The organism is Zoogloea oryzae (genome assembly GCF_030161255.1).
Classification (GTDB): Bacteria; Pseudomonadota; Gammaproteobacteria; order Burkholderiales; family Rhodocyclaceae; genus Zoogloea; species Zoogloea oryzae.
Genome location: NZ_BSPX01000006.1, coordinates 67,895 through 86,929, shown reverse-complemented (window position 1 = coordinate 86,929; position 19,035 = coordinate 67,895). Strand labels below are relative to the sequence as shown.

At 68.0% G+C, this 19,035-nt stretch carries 5 protein-coding genes; 1 reads left to right on the top strand and 4 read right to left on the bottom strand.

The genetic code is table 11. The features are described 5' to 3' along the window. Positions 1-3: 3 nt before the first annotated feature. From QQK25_RS04000 to QQK25_RS03990, 3 genes are read right to left on the bottom strand one after another with little or no spacing between them, the layout of a single operon-like run. Positions 4-11,748, bottom strand: a complete 11,745-nt coding sequence (locus QQK25_RS04000) for a DUF4347 domain-containing protein (protein ID WP_284186781.1) — start codon at positions 11,746-11,748, stop codon at positions 4-6. Between the two features lie 30 nt (positions 11,749-11,778). Next, on the bottom strand, positions 11,779-12,582 hold the full coding sequence (locus QQK25_RS03995) for an efflux RND transporter periplasmic adaptor subunit (RefSeq protein ID WP_284186780.1): 804 nt from the start codon (positions 12,580-12,582) through the stop codon (positions 11,779-11,781). 11 nt (positions 12,583-12,593) lie between these two features. Next, positions 12,594-14,381, bottom strand: a complete 1,788-nt coding sequence (locus tag QQK25_RS03990; RefSeq protein WP_284186779.1) for a TolC family protein — start codon at positions 14,379-14,381, stop codon at positions 12,594-12,596. Positions 14,382-14,672: 291 nt separating this feature from the next. On the opposite strand from QQK25_RS03990, the gene QQK25_RS03985 reads away from it, so the two are divergent. After that, positions 14,673-15,470: a response regulator transcription factor gene (locus QQK25_RS03985; RefSeq protein ID WP_284186778.1), complete on the top strand. Its 798-nt coding sequence runs from the start codon at positions 14,673-14,675 to the stop codon at positions 15,468-15,470. Positions 15,471-15,567: 97 nt separating this feature from the next. On the opposite strand, the gene mfd is transcribed toward QQK25_RS03985, so the two are convergent. Next, positions 15,568-19,011, bottom strand: coding sequence for a transcription-repair coupling factor (mfd, locus tag QQK25_RS03980; protein ID WP_284186777.1), 3,444 nt, complete (start codon positions 19,009-19,011; stop codon positions 15,568-15,570). Positions 19,012-19,035: the final 24 nt, after the last annotated feature.

Genomic DNA, 19,035 nt, shown 5'->3' with positions numbered 1-19,035 from the left:
GGATCAGACGGTACGGGCGCGGGCCTGGCGGGCGTGCTCGACCAGGCTGCTCCGTACGGCGTCACGCCCGGGGGCGCTGGCCGTGCGGAACTGGGCGCTGAGACCCTCACGACCGTTGAACGAAACCCGCTGACCGTTGCTGACGCGGATGCGGAAGACCGTCGACACCTGATTGCCGAAGTTGTCCTTGGCGGTGACCTTGACCTCGACATCGCCGTCGAAGTCCGCCGGCGGAATGCCGATGAACTCGCCCTTGCGGGCGTCGAAGCGCAGCCAGTTGGGGAGCGGGGTGCCGTCGATGCGTTCGGCCGAAAGCTGCACGCGCGCATCCAGGCGGGTGTGGGTGAAGGTGTCAGGCGGAACGATCAGCTTGATCGGCGAGGACGGGCGGAAGTCCTGGTCGTTGAGCGGACGGCTGAGAACAAGGTTGGTGTCGGCCTTGGATTCCGGCGCCTGGACCACGATGCGGAAGCCGTCGGAGCGGGTGAGCCCGCTCTGGCCGGTGGTCTGGGTGACCGGTCGGGTTTCGGCCACGGTGGGTACGGTGCCGCCCACAGGCGCACGGCTGGCGTCGGGGGTCGGGGCGACGCTGGTGACGGACAGCGCACGGTCGGCCGGGCTGAAGAAGCCGTCGCCCTTGGGGGCCGCCCAGGAGCCGCCAATGGCGCCGCTGCCGGCGGTCGGGGCCGTCCAGCCGGTGTCGACGGGCGGCTTGACCGGCGTCGGGTCGACCGCCGGCGTGACGACCGGCTTGGCCTCGACTTCAGGCTTGGCTTCGATCGGCTTGGTCGGCACGCCGGCCACGCGGAGGGTGAAGTCGGCGTGGGTGGGCTGGTTGCCGTGGTCGTCGGCGATCACGCGGATCTGCAGCACGGCGATGTCGCCGCCGCCCGGGGTGCCCGAGAAGGTGCGGGTGACCGGATCGAATTGGACCCACGCGGGCAGCGGGCTGCCATCGGCCAGGGTGGCCGAGTAATGCAGGGTGTCTTCGCCGTTGGCGTCGGCAAAGGTGCCGGCGGGGACGGTGAAGCTGAACGGCACGCTCTCGGTGGCGTCCTGGGTGTCGAGGGAGCCGGTGTTCTGCGGATCGACGTTGGTGACAGCCTTGAAGGCGCCGGTGGCGACCGTTTCGGTGGTGCCGTCGCCGCCGAAGACCTTGACCCGGACGAACTTGCCGATCTCGGCCGCGGTGACGGTGTAGCTGGCCGCAGTGGCGCCGGTGATGGTACGCAGGTTGGTGCCGGCGGCATCGTCGGCCACTTCCCAGACATAGCGGAAGGTGGTGGCCGGGTCGCCGGCATCCACGTCGTGCCACAGGCCCGGATCGGCGGTGACGGTGCCGTCCTGACGCAGGGTGCCGTCGCCGCGGAAGTCGCCGCTGTAGCTGGGGGCGATATCGTTGATCGGGGCGTCGTTGACTGCGTCGACGGTGATCGATACCACGTTCGCCGCGCTCGAGAAGGGCGATGCGCCGCCGGTGGTGGCCAGGCTGGTGAGGGTGCCGGCCGTGCCGCTGGTGCGATCCCAGGCGCGGTAGGTGAGGTGCGCGTTGGTTGGGTTTTCGGCGTTGGGGACGAAGCGGATCTTGTCGGTGCTGTTGAGCAGCAGGCCGTTGCTGCCGGTGAGGCCGGTGACGGTGTTCCAGCTGGAGCCGCCGTTGGTGGAGTATTCCCAGTGGCCGTTGCCGTCGTCGGTGGCGGTGATCGCGATGCCCGGCAGGGCGCCGCTGTCCACGTCGCTGATGGTGCTGCCGATGAAGCTGGCGACGGTCTGGCCGGCGTTGGTGGTGTCGTCTTCGGTGATCGACGGGAGCGTCGGCGTGGCCGGGGCCAGGACCGGGGCGTCATTGACCGCGCTGACGGCGATGTTCATGCCGTTCTGCCGGGCAGAGAAGGCCGAGGTGGCGCCGTTCGCGCTGGTGTCGGCGTAGCCGCCGCTGGCGCCGGCGCTGCGGTCCCAGGCGCGGTAGGTGAGCGCCGCGGTGGTGGCGTTCTGGCCGTTGGGCAGGAAGCGGATGCGGTCGGTGTCGGCGAGCAGCAGGGCATGGGTGCCGGTCACGGCGCCGCCCACGTCGGCGTTGATCCAGGTGGTGCCGCCGTCGGTGGAGTACTGCCAGGTGCCGTTGCCGCTGTCGAGGCTGGTGATCGCCACGCCTTGCACCGCGCCGGAGTCGGCGTCGGTGGTGGCGCCGCGCAGGGCCGAGACGAGCTGGCCGGCGTTGCTGGTGTCGTCTTCGGTGAGCGGCGTGAGGGTGGTGTCGCCGGCTGCCAGGACCGGGGCGTCATTGACCGCGCTGACCGCGATCGACACCTGGTTGTTGGTGGGCGAGAAGGCCGAGGTGCCGCCGGTGGCCGCCAGGCTGGCCAGACTGCCTGAGGTGCCGGTGCTGCGGTCCCACGCGTGGTAGGTGAGCGCCGCGGTGGTGGCGTTCTGGCCGTCCGGCACGAAGCGGATCCTGTCGGTGCTGGCGAGCAGCAGGCCGTTGGCACCGGTGAGGCCGGTGACGGTGTTCCAGGTGCTGCCGCCGTCGGTGGAGTACTCCCAGCTGCCGTTGCCGTTGGCCGTTGCGCTGATGGCGATGCCCTGGACGGCGCCGCTATCCACGTCGCTGACAGTGCTGCCGATGAAGCTGGCGACAGTCTGGCCGGCGTTGCTGGTGTCGTCTTCGGTGAGCGGCGTGAGGGTCGGCAGCGCGGAGGCAAGCACCGGGGCGTCGTTCACCGCGGTGACGGTGATGCTCATGCCGTTCTGCTGGGTCGAGAAGGCCGAGGTGCCGCCATTCACGCTGGTGTTGGCGTAGCTGCCGGCGGTGCCGGTGCTGCGATCCCAGGCGCGGTAGGTGAGGTTGCCGGTGGTGGCGTTCTGGCCGTTGGGCAGGAAACGGATGCGGTCGGTGTCGGCCAGCAGCAGGGCGTGGGTGCCGGTCACGGCGCCGCCGTCGTCGGCGTTGGTCCAGGTCGCGCCGCCGTCGGTGGAGTACTGCCAGGTGCCGTTGCCACTGGTGAGGCCGGTGATCGCGACGCCTTTGACGGCGCCGGTGTCCACGTCGGTGGTGGTGCCACGCAGGGCGGAGATCAGCTGGCCGGCGTTGCTGGTGTCGTCCTCGGTGATGGCGGTGAGGGTGCTGTCGCCAACGGCGAGCACGGGCGCGTCATTGACCGCGGTGACGGTGATGCTGGCTTCGTCGGAGGCGGACGAGAAGTGCGAGGCGTTGCCGGTGGTGCTGGCATCCACGCCGCTGCCGGCGGTGGCGCCGGCGCCGTCCCACGCGCGGTAGGTGAAGCTGGCGGTGGTGGCGTTTTCGCCGTTGGGCACGAAGCGGATCAAGTCGGCGTCGGCCAGGGCGATGGCCGAGGAGGACGAGACCGTGCCGAAGGCTGTCCAGCTGCCGCTGCCGATCTTGTATTCCCAGTGGCCGTTGCCCGGGGTCTGATCGACGATGACGATGCCGGAAAGGGCGCCGGTATCCACGTCGGTGATGGCGCCACGGAAACTGGCGACGGTCTGGCCGGCGTCGTTGGTGGCGTCTTCGGTGAGGCCGGCAAGGACCGGTGCGGCCGGGGTGAGGACGGGGGCGTCGTTTTCCGCCGTCACGTTGAGGGCGATGGTGCCGGTGGCCGCCGTGGCGCTGTCTTCGCCACCGTCAGCGATCGAGACGCTGATGGTGGTGTCGACGTCGGTGTTGGCGCCCGGGGTGAAGTGCAGCGCGGCCAGCGCGGCGTTCACCGCCGAGACGCTGCCGGTGAAGGTCCACACGCCGGTGCCGGGGTTGTAGGCGGCGCCGGTGGGCACGTTGAGGCTGCCCAGCGTGGGGTCGGCGAGGGTCAGGGTGGCGGTGACGATTTCGTCCGGGTCCGGGTCGGTGACGGTGATCGTCGGCACGGTGACGCTGGCGGCACCTTCGGTGTAGCTGGCGGTGGCGCTGGTGGGCGAGATGGTCGGGGCGTCGTTCAGGTCACGGATGACCAGATAGCTGGTGCCGGTGGCGCTCTGGGCGCCGAAGGTGCTGTCGGCCACGCCGTTGGCGTCGGTGATCGTCCAGGTGAGCGCGCGGCTGGCGCCGGTGTCGGTGGGCGAGGACGAGCCGTTCTGGTACTGGACGTGCTCAAGCAGGCTTTCGAACTCGGCCTTGGTGACGTTGCCGCTGGCCGTGGTGAGGCTCAGGGTGCCGGTGCCGGCGTTGTAGGTGACGTTGATCTGGGCGCCGGAGCCGGTGGTGAGCACGCTGCCGGAGCGGCTCCAGCCGCTGGGCGTGGCCACCGACAGGACGTCGGCGCTGCTGCGGTTGTTGCTGATGACCACGCTGGCGCTGGCCACGTAGGCATCGTCCACGTCGCTGACGGTGGCGCTGCCGACGACGTTGGGGTTGGAGTTGTCGAGCACGTAAACCGGCGCGCCGCCTTGCTCGAAGACCACGGTGGAGGCGTCGAGCGCGGTGTTGTGGTTGAGCGCCAGGGTGGGCGCATCGTTGCGGGCGGTGATCGACAGGCTGCTGGTGCCGGCGTTGGCGGTGAGCGTGCCGGTGCTGGCGTCATTGCCGCCAGTGGCGTCGGTGAGGCGCGAGCCGAAGCTGCTGGTGGTGGCCCAGGTGAGGCTGCGGCTGGTGGCGGTGCCGGTGGGGTTGTCGCTGGACGTGGAGAAGACGATCGAGCGGGCAACGGCCTGGTAGTCGGCCAGGGTGGCGGTGCCGGTGAGCGTGAGCACGCCGGTGCCGGCGTTGTATGAGGCGGAGATGCCGGTGCCGGAGAGCGGCGCGGTGACCGCCAGCGTGTCGCCGCTGGTGAAGTTGCCGGAGATGCTGACGCTGATGCCTTCGAGGGTGGTGTCGTCGGCGTCGGCAAGGGTGATCGACGGGGCGATGACGGTAGCCGAGCCCTTTTCCACGTAGCTGGCGCTGCCCAGGCCGCCGACGGTGGTGGCGTTGTCGGTGGCGGTGAGGGCGACGCTGCTGGTGCCGACGCTGCTGTCGAGCTTGTCGGCGCCGCCGGTGGCGGCGTCGGCGTCGGTGACCTGCCAGCTGATGCTGCGGGTGCCGGAGACCGCGGTGGGATCGTCGGCGGTGCTGCTGTAGGTGACGGTGCGCAGGACGCTCTCGAAGCTGGCCTTGGAGGCGCCGGCGTGGCTGAGGGTGAGCACGCCGGTGGTGCTGTTGTAGCTGGCCGTGATGCCGCTGGCGCCCACGGTGGCGGACAGGGTGTCGCCGGCGGTGAAGTCGCCGCTGATCCACACGCGGGCTTCGGTGAGGTTGGCGTCGTCCACGTCGGCAAGACTGATGGCGCCTGCCAGCACGACGGCGCTGCCGCCTTCGGTGTAGCTCGCGGCAGTGCCGGGCAGGCCCGAGACGGTCGGCGCGTCGTTGGCCGGGGCGACGGAGATCAGGCTGGTGGCGCCGGCGCTCGTTTCGCGGGCGGTGCTGGCGTCGTTCGCAGCGGGGAAGTCCGTCTGGCGGCTGCCAAAGCTGTCGGTGACCGTCCAGGTGAGGGTGCGCGAGGTGGAGCTGCCGTCGCTGGTCGGGTTGTCGCTGGACGAGCTGAAGGTGATCTGGCGCAGCACGTTTTCGTAGGTGGCCAGGCTGGCGTCGCCAGTGATGACCAACGACGTGGCGGTGCTCGACGCATCCAGCGTGAGGCCGGCGGCGCTGAGCACCGAGGCGTCGATGGCCAGCAGGTCGCCGCTCACGCCACCGGCGGAGATGCTGACGGTGGCAGCGCTGAGGGTGGTGTCGTCCGGGTCGGTGAAGGTGAGGTTGGAGACTGCGACCACCGCCGAGCCGCCTTCGGTGTAGGCGATGGTGGCGCCGCCGGTGGTGGCGACCGGGGCGTCGTTGATAGCTTCAATACGCACCTGGGTGCTCTGGGCCGCGGTGACCTGGCTCTCGACGCCGGCGTTGTCGGTGACGCGCCAGATGAGGGTGCGCACGGCGTTGCTGGCAGTGGGGTCGTCGCTGGTGCTGCGGAAGCCGATCTTCTGCATCACGGCGGTGTAGTCGGCCTTGCCGGCGGTGCCGGCAGTGGTGACGAGGATGATCTCGCCGTTGGCGGCATCGTAGGTGTAGCTGATTTCGACCGCGCCGCTCACGTTGGTGCCACTGAGGGTGCCGCTGAGGGCGGTGCCGGACTGGGTCCAGCCGGCGGAGCCGAGCGCGGCCGCATCGAAGTAGCCCAGTTCGTCCTGGGCGTCGAGGCCGGTGGTGATGCGGACGACGGCGCCGGTGATGGCGTTGTCGCTGCCGATGGTGCCGGTGTCGTCGAGGACGGTGAGGGCGCCTTCGAGGGTGGCCGGGGCGCCGCCTTCGACGTAGTCGAGCGGCGTTGCACTGGCAGAGCCGGTGATGTTGGTGACCTGCGGGATTTCGTTGGCGTTCTTGAGGGTGATGTCAGTCGTGCGGGCGGCCGAGCTGGTGGCGCCGGCGCCGTCGGAGTTGGCGTCGGTGACCTGCCAGGTCACGGTGCGCAGATTGTTCTGGCTGCCGCCGGAGGTGAACAGGTCGACGTTGTCCGGATCGGGCGAGTTGTAGTTGGCGTCGTTCCTGTAGGCGACCGAGCGCAGGACCTTCTGATAGTTGGCGACGCTGTCGGTGCCGGAGAGGGTAAGCACGCCAGTGGCGGCATTGAACGACGCCGTGATGCCGGTGCCGGTGGTGATGGCGGCGAGGGTCTCGCGGCCGTCGGTCAGGTAGCCGGTGCCGGTGATACTGACGGTGGCACCCGCCAACTGGGTGTCGTCCACATCGCTGAGGGTGAGGCTGGGGGCGATGACGCGGGCGCCGTCGTCTTCGGTGTAGTTCCAGGTGGCGGGCTGACCGCCAAGGACCGGGGCGTCGGCCAGCGGGGTGACGTTGACCGTGCTGGTGCTGTCGGCACTGCTGACGCCGGCGGTGTCGGTGGCCTTCCAGGTGAGGGTGCGGGTGGCGCTGTTGAGGGTCGGGTCTTCCGAGGCGGTGTTGAAGGTGACCGAGTTGAGCGCGGTCTGATAGGTGGCGGCAGACGCAGTGCCGGTCAGGGTGAGCACGCCGGTCTGGCTGCTGTAGCTGACGGTAAGCCCGCCGGCGGTGCCGACGGCCAGGGTGTCGCCGGCGGTGAAGCCGCTGCTGATCGAGACGGTGGCGCGGCTGAGCTGGCCGCCGTCGTCGGTGATGACGAGGCCGCTGCCCACATTGACGGCGCCGGCGTTTTCGGTGAAGGCGCCGGTAGAGGCGCCCGTGGTGAACTGCGGCGCGTCATTCACGTTGGTGACGTTGACGCTGAGGGTGTACTCGCTGCTCGAGAAGGCGGTGATGCCACCGTTGGTGGAGACATCGGCCTCGCCACGGGTGGCGCCGCTGGTGGCGGTGCCGCTGGTCTGATCCCAGCCGCGCAGGCTGAGGGTGGGCGTGCCGCCCTTGAAGCCGTCCGGGTTGAAGCGCACGCGGTCGGTGCTCTTGAGCAGCAGCGCGGTGGTGGCGCTGGGCGCGCCGAGAGACTGCCAGGTGCTGCCGCCGTCGGTGGAGTATTGCCAGCCGCCGGTGGCGCCGCCGTTGGTGGCGCCAGTGATGGCGACGCCCTGGACGGCGCTGGTGTCCACGTCGGTCATCGCACTGCCGAGCAGGCTGGAGACGGCCTGGCCGGCGTTGTTGGTGGCGTCTTCGCTGATGTTGGCGAAGTTGGCCGGGGTGCCGAGCACCGGTGCGTCATTGACCGCGGTGACGGCGATCGTGGCGGTGTTGGTGGCGGTGGAGTAGGGGCTGCTGCCACCGCTGGTGGCGGTGCTGGCGTAGGTGCCCTGCTGGCCGGCGGTGGCGCCGGTCTGGTCCCACGCCTTGTAGGTGAAGCTGGCGGTGGTGGTGTTCTTGGCGTCGGGCACGAAGCGCAGCTTGTCGGTGCTGCGCAGCAGGAGGGCGTTGGTGGTCGAGACGGCGCCGACGTTGGTCCAGCTGGAGCCGCCGTTGGTGGAGTACTGCCAGGTGCCGTTGCCGCTCACCAGGCTGGTGACGGCGATGCCGGACGCGGCGCCGCTGTCCACGTCATTGACCGAGGTGCCGAGCACGCTGGAGACGGTCTGGCCGCTGTTGCTGGTGTCGTCTTCGGTGATGCCGGTGAGGCTGGGCGCGGCGGCGGTGAGCACCGGCGCGTCATTCACGGCGGTGACGGTGAGCGTGGCGGTCTGCTTGGTGGCGGAGAAGGCGGTCTCGTCGCCATTGGCGACGGCCTTGGTGGTGCCATAGCTGGTGGCCGCGGAGAGGTCGGCGGTCAGGCCGGCGGTGCCGCTGGTGCGGTCCCAGGCGCGGTAGGTGATGGTGGCCGTGCCGGCGTAGTCGGCGGCGGGCACGAAGCGGATCATGTCGGTGCTGCGCAGCAGGCGGGCGGCGGCATCGGACGTGGAGCCGAAGGCAACCCAATTGGCGCCGCCGTCGGTGGAGAACTGCCAGTTGCCGTGGCTGTTGTCGTTGGCGGTGACGGCGATGCCGGTGACGGCGCTGGCGTCCGCGTCGGAGGACGACAGGAAGCTCGACACCAGCGAGCCGGAGTTGTTGACCGCGTCTTCCTGGATGGCAGGCACGGCGGACGGGGCGTTGTTCACCGGCGCGTCGTTCTTGCGGACGGGGGTGATCGCGATGGTCTTGCTGAAAGTGGGCGTGCCCCCGTTGTCGTTGTACTCGACGACGTAGGGCAGCAGCGAGGTGTTGGGCAGATCGTTCCACTTGCCGGGCGAGGCACCGGACGAGTAGATCTCGCCATAGTTTTCGCCGCTGCCGTAGTTGTTGGGCTCGCCGCTGTTCCAGTAGGCGTAGCCGCCGGTGGCGGTGACCGGGCTGTTGTTGCCGGTGGAGATGAGCGTGCCCTTTTCAGGGCCGGTGACCCAGTACCACCGGCCTTCGGCGGCGGTCTGATTTGCGAAGGTCGTGGTGCCGGTGGCGGCGTTGATGTAGGTGTAGTCGTCCGAGGCGCCGATCCAGGCGTCGGCGGCGAGCTTCTGGCGGATGAAGTCGTTTTCTTCCTGGCTGGTGATGGTGGCCAGGTAGCCCGTCATGCCCTGGAAGGTGCGGCCTTCGGCGGCGGTCTTGGCGGCGGTCCAGCTGTAGCTGCCGGAGACGTACTCGTAATAGTGGGTCTTGCCACCAAAGCTCAGGGCCAGCGCATCACCGATGGTCATGCTGATGGTGCGGGCGGTGGTGGTGGGGTTGTCGCTGAGGTTGTAGTACTTCACCGCGCGCAGGGCCGCCTGGTATTCGGCGATGGTGGCGGTGCCGGTGAGGGTCAGGATGCCGGTGGTGGTGTTGTAGGCGTAGGTGATCTTGCCGCTGACATCGGTGCCCGAGGCGGGCTGAAGGCGGTCTTCGGCGGAGACGAGGTTGGAGGTGATGACCACCCGGGCGCCATTCAGGGTGGTGCTGTCCACGTCGGTGAGGGTGAGGGCGCTATCCACGTAGAAGCTGCCGTCGTTCTCGTCGTAGCCGCTGCTGCTGCGGCTGAGGGTCAGCACGGCGGGGTCGTCCACCGCGGTGACGTTGATGGTGGCGCTGCGGGTGCCCTGGAGGGCGCCACCGCTGCCGGTGTTGCCGCCGTCGTTCAAGGTGTAGGTGACGGTGCGGCTGGCGGTGGACGGCGTGTCGGACGTGTTGGCGTAGCAGATCACCCGGGCCAGTGCCTGGACCGCAGCCTGGGTGGCACTGCTGTTCAGGTTGATGCGCAGGGCGCCGCCATTGGCGCCGGTGTTGCTGGCGTCGATGGTGCCGATGATCGTGCCGCCGTAGGTGACGTTGCTGCCGGAAACGCCGATCTGGCCGGCGCCGGTGCCCTGGTTGAGCACCGAGAGCTGGTCTTCGGCGGCGCCGTTGGTGGTGATCTGGGCCTGCAGCCAGCCGCCGTTGAGGTTGGCGGGGCTATCGGGATCGGTGACCGTCATCACCGTATCGATGGGCGTGGCGACGGCGTTTTCGGTGTAGGCAAGGGTCTGGGCGGTACCGCCCAGGACCGGGGCGTCGTTGGTCGGCGTGATGTTGATCAGCCCGGTGTCGGATGCAGTTTCACCGGTGGCGCTCTGGGCGGTGACGGTGAAGACGCGTACCGGCGAGGTGACCGGGCTGTCGGAGGTGGCGTTGAAGGCGACCTGACGGGCGATGCTGGTGACGACGGCGTCGTTCACCTTCGAGCCGTACACCCGCACGTTGTCGATGTACATCGATGCGCCGGCGGCACGGCCACCTGAGAAGTCGTAAGTGCCCGAGACGAACACGAAGCGGTAGGTGCCGGTGGTGCCGATGGTGGCGCTGGCGGTGGCCCAGTTGGTGGAGCCGGCGGTGCTGGTGCCGGTGGCGTCGAGCACCGTGGTGGTGGCGCCGGTGGTGGTGTTGAGGATGTAGCCGAAGACGTCGTAGGCGTCGGCGCCGGCGTAGGCACGCCAGTCGAAGTAGATCTTGTCGCCGGCGCTGGCCGAGAAGGTGTCGCTGTAGACGGCCGGGCCGTGGACAACGTCGTAGCCCGAGGTGGTGGTGATGCCGGTGCTCAGCAGGCTGAGGGAGCGGGTGCCTTCGGTGTACTGGCTGGTGCTGACAGTGGTGCTGTAGCTGCCTGCGGAGGACGGATAGGGGTCGTCGTTGCCGGCGTTGGCGGGGTAGGTGCCGTCATTGGGCGAGGTGAAACCGGCGATGCTGGTGGTGCCCAGGTTGATGACCTGGTTCATGGCCGTCCAGCCGGTGAGCGAGCCGGATTCGAAGCCCGAGTTGGTGAAGGTGGAGACGAAGTTGATCTTCAGCGCCTTGCCGGCGGTGCCATTTTCGGTGGCGTCAATGGTGCCGATGATGTCGCGACCAGCGCCGTTGCCGAGGTAAACCGAGCTGCCCGAATACGAGATCGCGCCCGAGGCGTTTACGTTGGCGGCGTTGGTGAGCGTGAGGATGTCGGTGCTCTGGCCGTTGGTGAGGCTGAAGCGGATGTACTTGCCGTCGTAGGAGCTGCCGCCAGTGATGGTGATGTTGCTGTCCACGACAACCGCGCCGCTGCCTTCCACGTAGGTGGTGTCGTCCACCGAGGTGACGCTGGGGGCGCCCAGGAGGAAGGGATCGACGGCGTCGGCGAAGGCGAGGCTGCGGGACTCGATCGCGCCGGTGGTGTATTCGAGGGTCCAGTCGCCGCCTTCCTGGGTGGCGCCGGTGGCGTCGGTGGAGGCGGCCACGTCGGCCTGAGTGATGCGGGCGATCTCGTCCACCAAGGCCATGCCATCGGTGCCGGTGCCGACGTCGCAGCCGTAGATCAGGATGTCGCCGTCCGCCGCAAGGCTGGAGCCGATGGCGGCCAGGGCGTCGGTGTGGGCGGCGAGGGTGGCCTGGTTGATGTGCAGGTTGCCGAGGGTGATGTCGCCCTGGTTACCGTGGGACAGGATGTGGATGGACTGGATGTCGTTGCGGCCGGCAACGGCGTCCTGAATCTGCTGGAGGGCGTTGCCCGCCGGGTCGAGCACGATGACCCGGGCGCTGCCGTCGATGTTGCTGGCGAGCACGTTGGCGTTCTGCAACTGCCCGTCCACAAAGACGAGGCTGGTGGCTGATGCCGCATCAGGGGCGGAGGCGCCCACCGCAGCCGGGACGAGATCGACCGAGCTGTCGGTGGTGGCGTCGGCGGTCACCGGATGGTCTGCGGTGACCTGGGCGACGGCTTCGGCACCAGCGGCGCCATCGAAGACGAGTCGCTGTTCGAGGGCCAGCGGGGCCGGCCCCTGGCGGTTGAGGCGGCGTTTGCCAGAGGAGCTGCGGGTCGGGTTCGAGGGCATCGTGGGCCTCCTGCTAATTCTGATGGGCGTTTATTTCGGCGAGGCGGGCGTGGAGGCAGGCGGTGCAAGCTGCACCCGCCCGCTCATGCCGGCGATCAGATCGGGGAACTGGCCGTCGATGACGGCGATGGTCTTGACGGACTGGCTGACCGGGTCGACCTTGGCGCCCAGGCGGATGACCTTGGCCGGGTAGGTGCCGCCGGTCTCGTCGATCTTGACCTGGAAGCGGTAGCCGTCCTTCAGCCACGCCATCCAGCGCGACGGGACGATGAATTCCAGCTCGAGGGCACTGTCGTCGATGATCTCGAGGATGCCCTGGCCGGGCTGGGCGAACTGCTGCTCGCGCACCTTCTGCTCGGAGACGCGCCCCGAGAAGGGCGCCGAGATCTGGCACTTCGAGAGGGTGGCGTTCATCAGCGACACGTCGGCCTTGGCCTTGGCGACTTCCGACTGGGAGGTTTCCAGCTCCAGCTTGCCGACCGAGTTGAGCTCGGCCAGGCGGTGGTTGGCCGCGTAGGTCTTCTCGGCTGCGCTCAGGGTGGCCTTTGCCTTGTTGAGCTGGGCCGCCTGCAGCGTGCAGTCGAGGACGATCAGCACCTGGCCGGCCTTGAAGCGCTCACCTTCGCGTACCGCAATGCGATTGACCTTGGCGCCCACTTCGGCGGCAAGGGTGGTGAAGCGCCGGGGCGACAGCTGGGCGCGGATGTCCTGGCGGTCGAGCGCGGGGGCGGTTGCAGCGCCCGGAGGCGGCGGCGGGGTGACCCGCGGCGGCACCTGGGCCCAGGCGCCGATGACGGTGGCGCCGAGGGCGATGGCAAGCATGGAACGGAACATGGAGAACCTCGTCAGGGAGCGGTCTTGGCCGGAAGGGCGGCGAGGGCGACGCGTTGCGCCTGGCTCATCGAGCGCTCGTGGACATCGGCGATGGAGAACGCCGCGTTGGCAACCTTCGGTTCACCGATGCCCTGGGCTGCGGAGATGTTCGACCAGGCAAAGCCACGGACCTGGATCGGCGCGGCAACGGCGGGCTGAGCGGCATCGACAGCGGAGGTGCGTTCGCCTTCGGTGGCGGCGTCGGCCTTGGGCGCGGGCGCGGCAGCCGGGGCCTTCAGGGCTTCACCGCGGTTCCACTGCTCCATGGCGCCCTCGACGTTGCGGCGCAGGTCGGACAGGGAGGTGTCGTTCAGGCTGCCGATTTCGGGTTCGAGGCCGAGGGTGGACTGGATGCGGCTGCTGGCGGCATAGAGCTGGCTGAGGGCCTGGTAGCGGCGCAGCAGGCTGACGATGGCCGAGGTGTTGCTGAAGATCAGGTCGAGGCGGCCCTTGGTGGCGGCGTCTTCGCGGCTCTTGCTGTGCTCGAAGATGCGCTGGTCGACGGTGTAGATGGAGTCGGCACGGTCGAGCAGCCTGTAGGCGTTTTCATACTGCTGGCGCGCCAGGTGAACCTGGGCCAGCACAGCCATCTGGGTGGCCATGCGGCGCTGCTCGGCGAGCTTTTCGTTGGATTCGTTGAACTTGATCGCCGCAGGCGCGGACAGCAGGGTGAAGAGGTTCCAGCTGATCTGCGCGCCGGCTTCCTGCCACGAGTTGTGGATCAGGTAGCTGTTGGTGTCATGGCGCAGGCTGTAGTTGAAGGAGATGCCAGGGAACATGCGCATCATCGACTTCTTGGTTTCGGCCACGGCGATGCGCACGTTGTAAAACTGTTCGCGCAGGTCGGCGTTGCGGGCGATGGCGATGTCTTCCATCTGCTCGATGGGCAGCGGCAGGGCGGCGGGCTTGAGTTCGGTGGCGGAGGGCGCAGCGAGCTGGTACTGGGTGCCCGGCGGCAGGTTGATCAGCGCGGCCAGTTCGATCTTGGCGGCGGCGAGTTCCTGCTGGATGCTCTCGAGGATGCGCAGGTTTTCAAGCACGGTGCGCTGGTAGCGCAGGGCTTCGAGCGGGTCGCGGATGCGCTCCTGCTCGATCTTGCGGGAGTCGGCCAGGGCGGATTCGGCCAGGCGGATGGTTTCGCGCAGATCCTTCTCGATCTTCTCGGCGCTGGCGGCGCGCCAGTAGGCGGTGCGCACTTCCTGGATCAGGTTGTGCATGGCCTTGCGGCGGCGCTCGGTGGCGATCAGCACGCGGTCGGCGTTCTGCTTGGAGTTGTAGTAGCTGACACCAAAGTCGAGCACGTTCCACGACAGGGCCAGGTCGGTCAGGGTGTGGGAACGGTCGGACGAGATGTAGGGGTTGGCCAGGGAGGGCAGGCCGGTGACCGAATCCTTGCTGTTGGTGACGAGATCCTTGTCGCGCCACTGGTAGCCAGCGGAGGCGACCAGCTTGGGCAGCATGTCGTAGCGGCCGAGATCCAGCTGGCCGATGGCCAGGGCCTCTTCCATCATGCGGGTGCGGTGGTCGAGGTTGTACTTGATGCCGCGGGCGATGGCGTCGGCGAGGGTGAGCGGGCCGGTGAGCGGCTCCACGTTGGCGGCGGCGGCCTTGCGGTCGGCGGCGGCGATTTCCTTCTGGTCTTCGACCGTGAACGGCGTGGGTACGGTCGAGCAGCCCGCGAGCAGCGCGGCCAACAGGACGCTGCACGCGCCAACCAGACGACCGCCGGGTACCGCGCGGGTGCTATTGAACTTGTTCATGATTCCCCCTGAGAGCGAAAAAATATGGCGTTGGCACAAGATTTGATTGGTTCGTTCTCACTGCCAGCCTGGGAATTGAGGGCGCGCGCGATGCCTGTCTGCATACCCCCGAGTGCCGTGCGGCTGGACTGCACCCGAACTCGGGAGTTTTTAACGGCAGGCAGTAGCCATTCTTTATCTTGAATGACTATTATTTTTTTTGATGATTTTGTTGAATTTAAGGATAGGCTCAAGCTTGCCGAATTTCGCTCGTAATCGTCCTGTTACCCGTATTGAGAACAGGTGGTTGCGATGTCGACAGGCAGAATCGGGCAGCTTCAGGCCTTGCTCGTGGAACCCTCCCAGATGCAGGCGAAGATCATCCGCAAGTGTTGCGACGAGGTCGGCCTGACCCGGGTGGAGCAGGTGGGAAGCATGGCGGAGGCGCTGGCGGCGGTGCGTCGGGTTCGCCCGGACGTGGTGCTGTCGGCGCTCTATCTGCCGGATGGCTCGGGTACCCGTCTGGTGGAGGCGCTGCGGGCGGAGCCGCTATGGGAGTCGGTGGCGTTCATCCTGATCTCCAGCGAGACGAGCCCCAGGGCGCTGGATGCGGTGCGCCAGACCGGCGTGTGCAGCATCCTGCCCAAGCCTTTCACCGCCAACCAGCTGGCGCTGGCGCTCAACGCAACCGTGGATTACCTGACGCCCAACTACAGCTTCGACAACGCCTTCGATCTGGAGGCGGTGCGGGTGCTGCTGGTGGATGACAGCCCGAACGCGCGCAAATTCATGCGGCGGGTGCTGGAAAACCTCGGCATCCAGCACATCGTCGAGGCCGGAGACGGCAAGGAGGGGGCGGCGATCCTCGACGGAACGATGGTCGACCTGATCGTCACCGACTACAACATGCCCGAGATGGACGGCCGCGAGTTTGTGGAATACGTGCGCAACCAGAGCTGGCAACGCACCGTGCCGATCCTGATGGTGACCAGCGAATCCAACGAAGGCCGGCTGGCAGCGGTGGAGGAGGCCGGCGTGTCCGGCATCTGCGACAAGCCGTTCGAGCCGTCGGTGGTGCGGGGGCTATTGGGGCGGATGCTGGGGGGCTGAGCTTCAGCCGCTGCGGACGTGTGGGGTAGGGCGAGGCATCTGGCTGTTTCCAGCAACAATCCCTCTTCGATTGTTGCCGAAAACAGCCAGATTGGCGTCAGGCCTTCACCGCCTCCAGCAGCGACTTCACCGCCGCCACCCGCTGCTTGAGATCCGGCGTCGAGACCTTGCGGATCAGCTTGTCCGGGCCGGACATTTTGATGGTCTTGTCCTTCTGGATCAGCATGATGACCTTCACCGGGTCGATCGGCGCGTGCTGGCCGAACTGGATGCTGATCTGGGTTTCGGAAGCATCCATCTTGGCGACGCCGAAGGGCTTGACCAGCATGCGCAGGCGGTGGGTTTCGAGCAGCGTGCGGGTCTGCGGCGGCATCTCGCCGAATCGGTCGATGAGCTCTTCCTGCAGGGCCTGCAGGTCGTCGTCGGATTCGCAGTTGGCGAGGCGCTTGTACAGCGTGAGGCGCTCCTGCACGTCGCTGCAGTAGTCGTTGGGCAGCAGCGCCGGGGCGTGGAGGTTGATCTCGGAGACGACCTCCAGCGGCTGGGTGAGATCGGGCTCCTTGCCCTGCTGCAGGTCGCGCACCGCGCGCTTGAGCATCTCGGTGTAGAGGCTGACGCCGACCTGCTGGATTTCGCCGGATTGATTCTCGCCCAGCACCTCGCCGGCACCGCGGATCTCCAGATCCTGCATCGCCAGATAAAAGCCGGAACCCAGCTCTTCCATCATCGTGATGGCCTCAAGGCGTTTTTGCGCCTGGGCGGTGGGTTTGGCGTGGGCGTCGGTGAGGAGGTAGGCGTAGGCCTGGTGGTGCGACCGGCCGACGCGGCCGCGCAGCTGGTGAAGCTGGGCGAGGCCGAAGCGATCCGCCCGGTTGATGATGATGGTGTTGGCCGTCGGGATGTTGATGCCAGTCTCGATGATGGTCGTGCACAGCAGCAGGTTGGCCTTCTGCGTGGTGAAGTCGCGCATCACGCGTTCGAGTTCGCGCTCGGGCAGCTGGCCGTGGCCGATGACGATGCGTGCCTCGGGCAGCAGTTCTTCCAGCGACTCGCGGACGTTCTCGATGGTCTCGACCTCGTTGTGCAGGAAGTACACCTGCCCGCCGCGCTTGAACTCCCGGATCACCGCCTCGCGGATGATGCCCTTGCTGTGGCGCTGCACGAAGGTCTTGATGGCCAGGCGCTTCTGGGGCGCGGTGGCGATCACCGAGAACTCGCGCAGGCCTTCCAGCGCCAGCCCCAGCGTGCGCGGGATCGGCGTGGCGGTGAGGGTGAGGATGTCCACCTCGCTGCGCAGCGCCTTGAGGGCTTCCTTCTGGCGCACGCCAAAACGGTGCTCCTCGTCGATGATCACGAGGCCCAGGCGCTTGAAGGTGACGTCCTTCTGGAGCAGCCGGTGGGTGCCGATGAGGATGTCCACCTTGCCTTCGCCCAGCTGCTTGATGGCTTCGGCCTGCTCCTTGGCGCTCTTGAAGCGGGAGAGTTCGGCCACCTTGATCGGCCAGTCCGCGAAGCGGTCGGCAAAGGTCTGGTAGTGCTGCTCGGCGAGCAGCGTGGTGGGGCACAGTACGACCACCTGCTTGCCATCGGCCACCGCGATGAAGGCGGCGCGCAGGGCGACTTCGGTCTTGCCGAAGCCCACGTCGCCGCACACCAGGCGGTCCATCGGCCGGCCGGATTTCATGTCGGCCACCACGGCCTCGATGGCGGCGAGCTGGTCCGGGGTTTCCTCGAAGCCGAAACCGTCGGCAAACGCCTCGAGATCGTGCTGCTTGAAGTCGAACTGGTGGCCCTTGCGGGCGGCGCGCTGGGCGTACAGCGCCAGCAGCTCGGCGGCGGTGTCGCGCACCTGCTGGGCGGCTTTCTTCTTGGCCTTCTCCCACTGGCCGGAGCCTAAGGTGTGCAGATGCACCGCCTCCGGATCGGCGCCAGCGTAACGGGTGATCACGTGCAGCTGCGACACCGGCACGTAGAGCTTGTCGCCGTTGGCGTATTCGAGGTGCAGGAACTCGGTCTGGCCTTCGCCCAGATCCATGTGCACCAGGCCCATGTAGCGGCCGATGCCGTGGCTGGAATGCACCACCGGATCGCCGGGCTTGAGCTCGGACAAATCCCGCAGCCAGCCTTCCATCGTTGCGGCCTTGCGGCTGTCGCGGCGGGTTCGGGTGCGGGCGGTGGCGGCGTAGAGCTCGGATTCGGTGACGACCGCGACGCCGGCATCCGGAACCACGAAGCCGGCGGCCAGCGGGCCGGTACCCAGGGCGAGCTTTGCGTCGCCGGCCAGGAAGGTGTCGAAGTCGGCCGAGGGCTCGGGCTTCAGGCTGTATTCGGCAAAGTATTCGGCGATGGTCTGCTGACGGCCGGCGGATTCGGCGAGCACCAGCACGCGGCCGTCGAAGCCCGCGCAGAAGGCCTTGAAGCGGTGCAGCGGATCATTGGCCTTGCGCTCGACGGAGATGTCGGGAAGCGTGGCGGAAGGCCCATCGCCGGCACCGGCCGGCAGGGCCAGGCGAGTGCGCTCCTTGAGGGCAATGAAGAAGGCTTCTTCCGACAGGAAGAGCTGGTCCGGCGCCATGATCGGCCGGGTCTTGTCGCCGCCGAGCAGATGGTGACGGCTGCGGGCGTCCTTCCAGAAGGCCTCGATGGCGCCGGGCACATCCCGGTGAAGCAGGATGCGGCTGTGGTCCGGCAGGTAATCGAAGAGCGTCGCGGTCTCGTCGAAGAACAGCGGCAGGTAGTACTCGATGCCCGCCGGGGCGATGCCGTTGGAGACGTCCTTGTACACCGCGCAGCGGGACGGGTCGCCCTCGAAGGTCTCACGGAAGCGGCCGCGGAAGTGCGTGCGGCCGGTTTCATCCATGGGGAATTCCCGCGCCGGCAGCAGGCGCACTTCCTTCACCGGGAAGACGGTGCGCTGGGTGTCCGGGTCGAAGGTCTTGATGCTCTCGATCTCGTCGTCGAAGAGGTCGATCCGGTAGGGCAGGGCCGCGCCCATCGGGAACAGATCAACCAGCCCGCCGCGCACGCTGAACTCGCCCGGCGACACCACCTGGGTGACGTGGGCGTAGCCGCCGATGGTCATCTGGTTGCGCAGGCCGTCGACATCGAGCCTTGCGCCCTGCTTGAGGAAGAAGGTGTAGGCAGCGAGGAATGCCGGTGGCGCGAGCCGATACAAGGCGGTGGACGCCGGCACCAGCGCGATGTCGGCCTCGCCGCGGGTGATGGCGTAGAGGGTGGAGAGCCGCTCGGAGATCAGATCCTGGTGGGGCGAGAAGCTGTCGTAGGGCAGGGTTTCCCAGTCGGGCAGCAGGTGGGTGCGCAGATCGGGCGCAAGCCACGCGATCTCGTCCGACAGGCGCTGGGCGTCCAGCGGATTGGCGGTGACCACCACCAGCATCTTGCCGCCGCCGGCGAGCCGCGCGATGGCGAGGGCGTCGCTCGAGCCGGCCAGGGCAGGCAGGTCGAGGCGCTGGCCGGGCTTGGCCTGGTTGAAGGCGTCGAGGGACGGGAGCAGGCGGTCGAGCGGTCGGGAGGCGGTCATGCGGAGGGTGCTGCGGAAAGACGG

Bases quoted from the DNA above. Each gene is read 5' to 3' on its own strand.
- QQK25_RS04000 (WP_284186781.1), bottom strand. From the start codon at position 11,748: ATGCCCTCGAACCCGACCCGCAGCTCCTCTGGCAAACGCCGCCTCAAC.
- QQK25_RS03995 (WP_284186780.1), bottom strand. From the start codon at position 12,582: ATGTTCCGTTCCATGCTTGCCATCGCCCTCGGCGCCACCGTCATCGGC.
- QQK25_RS03990 (WP_284186779.1), bottom strand. From the start codon at position 14,381: ATGAACAAGTTCAATAGCACCCGCGCGGTACCCGGCGGTCGTCTGGTT.
- QQK25_RS03985 (WP_284186778.1), top strand. From the start codon at position 14,673: ATGTCGACAGGCAGAATCGGGCAGCTTCAGGCCTTGCTCGTGGAACCC.
- mfd (WP_284186777.1), bottom strand. From the start codon at position 19,011: ATGACCGCCTCCCGACCGCTCGACCGCCTGCTCCCGTCCCTCGACGCC.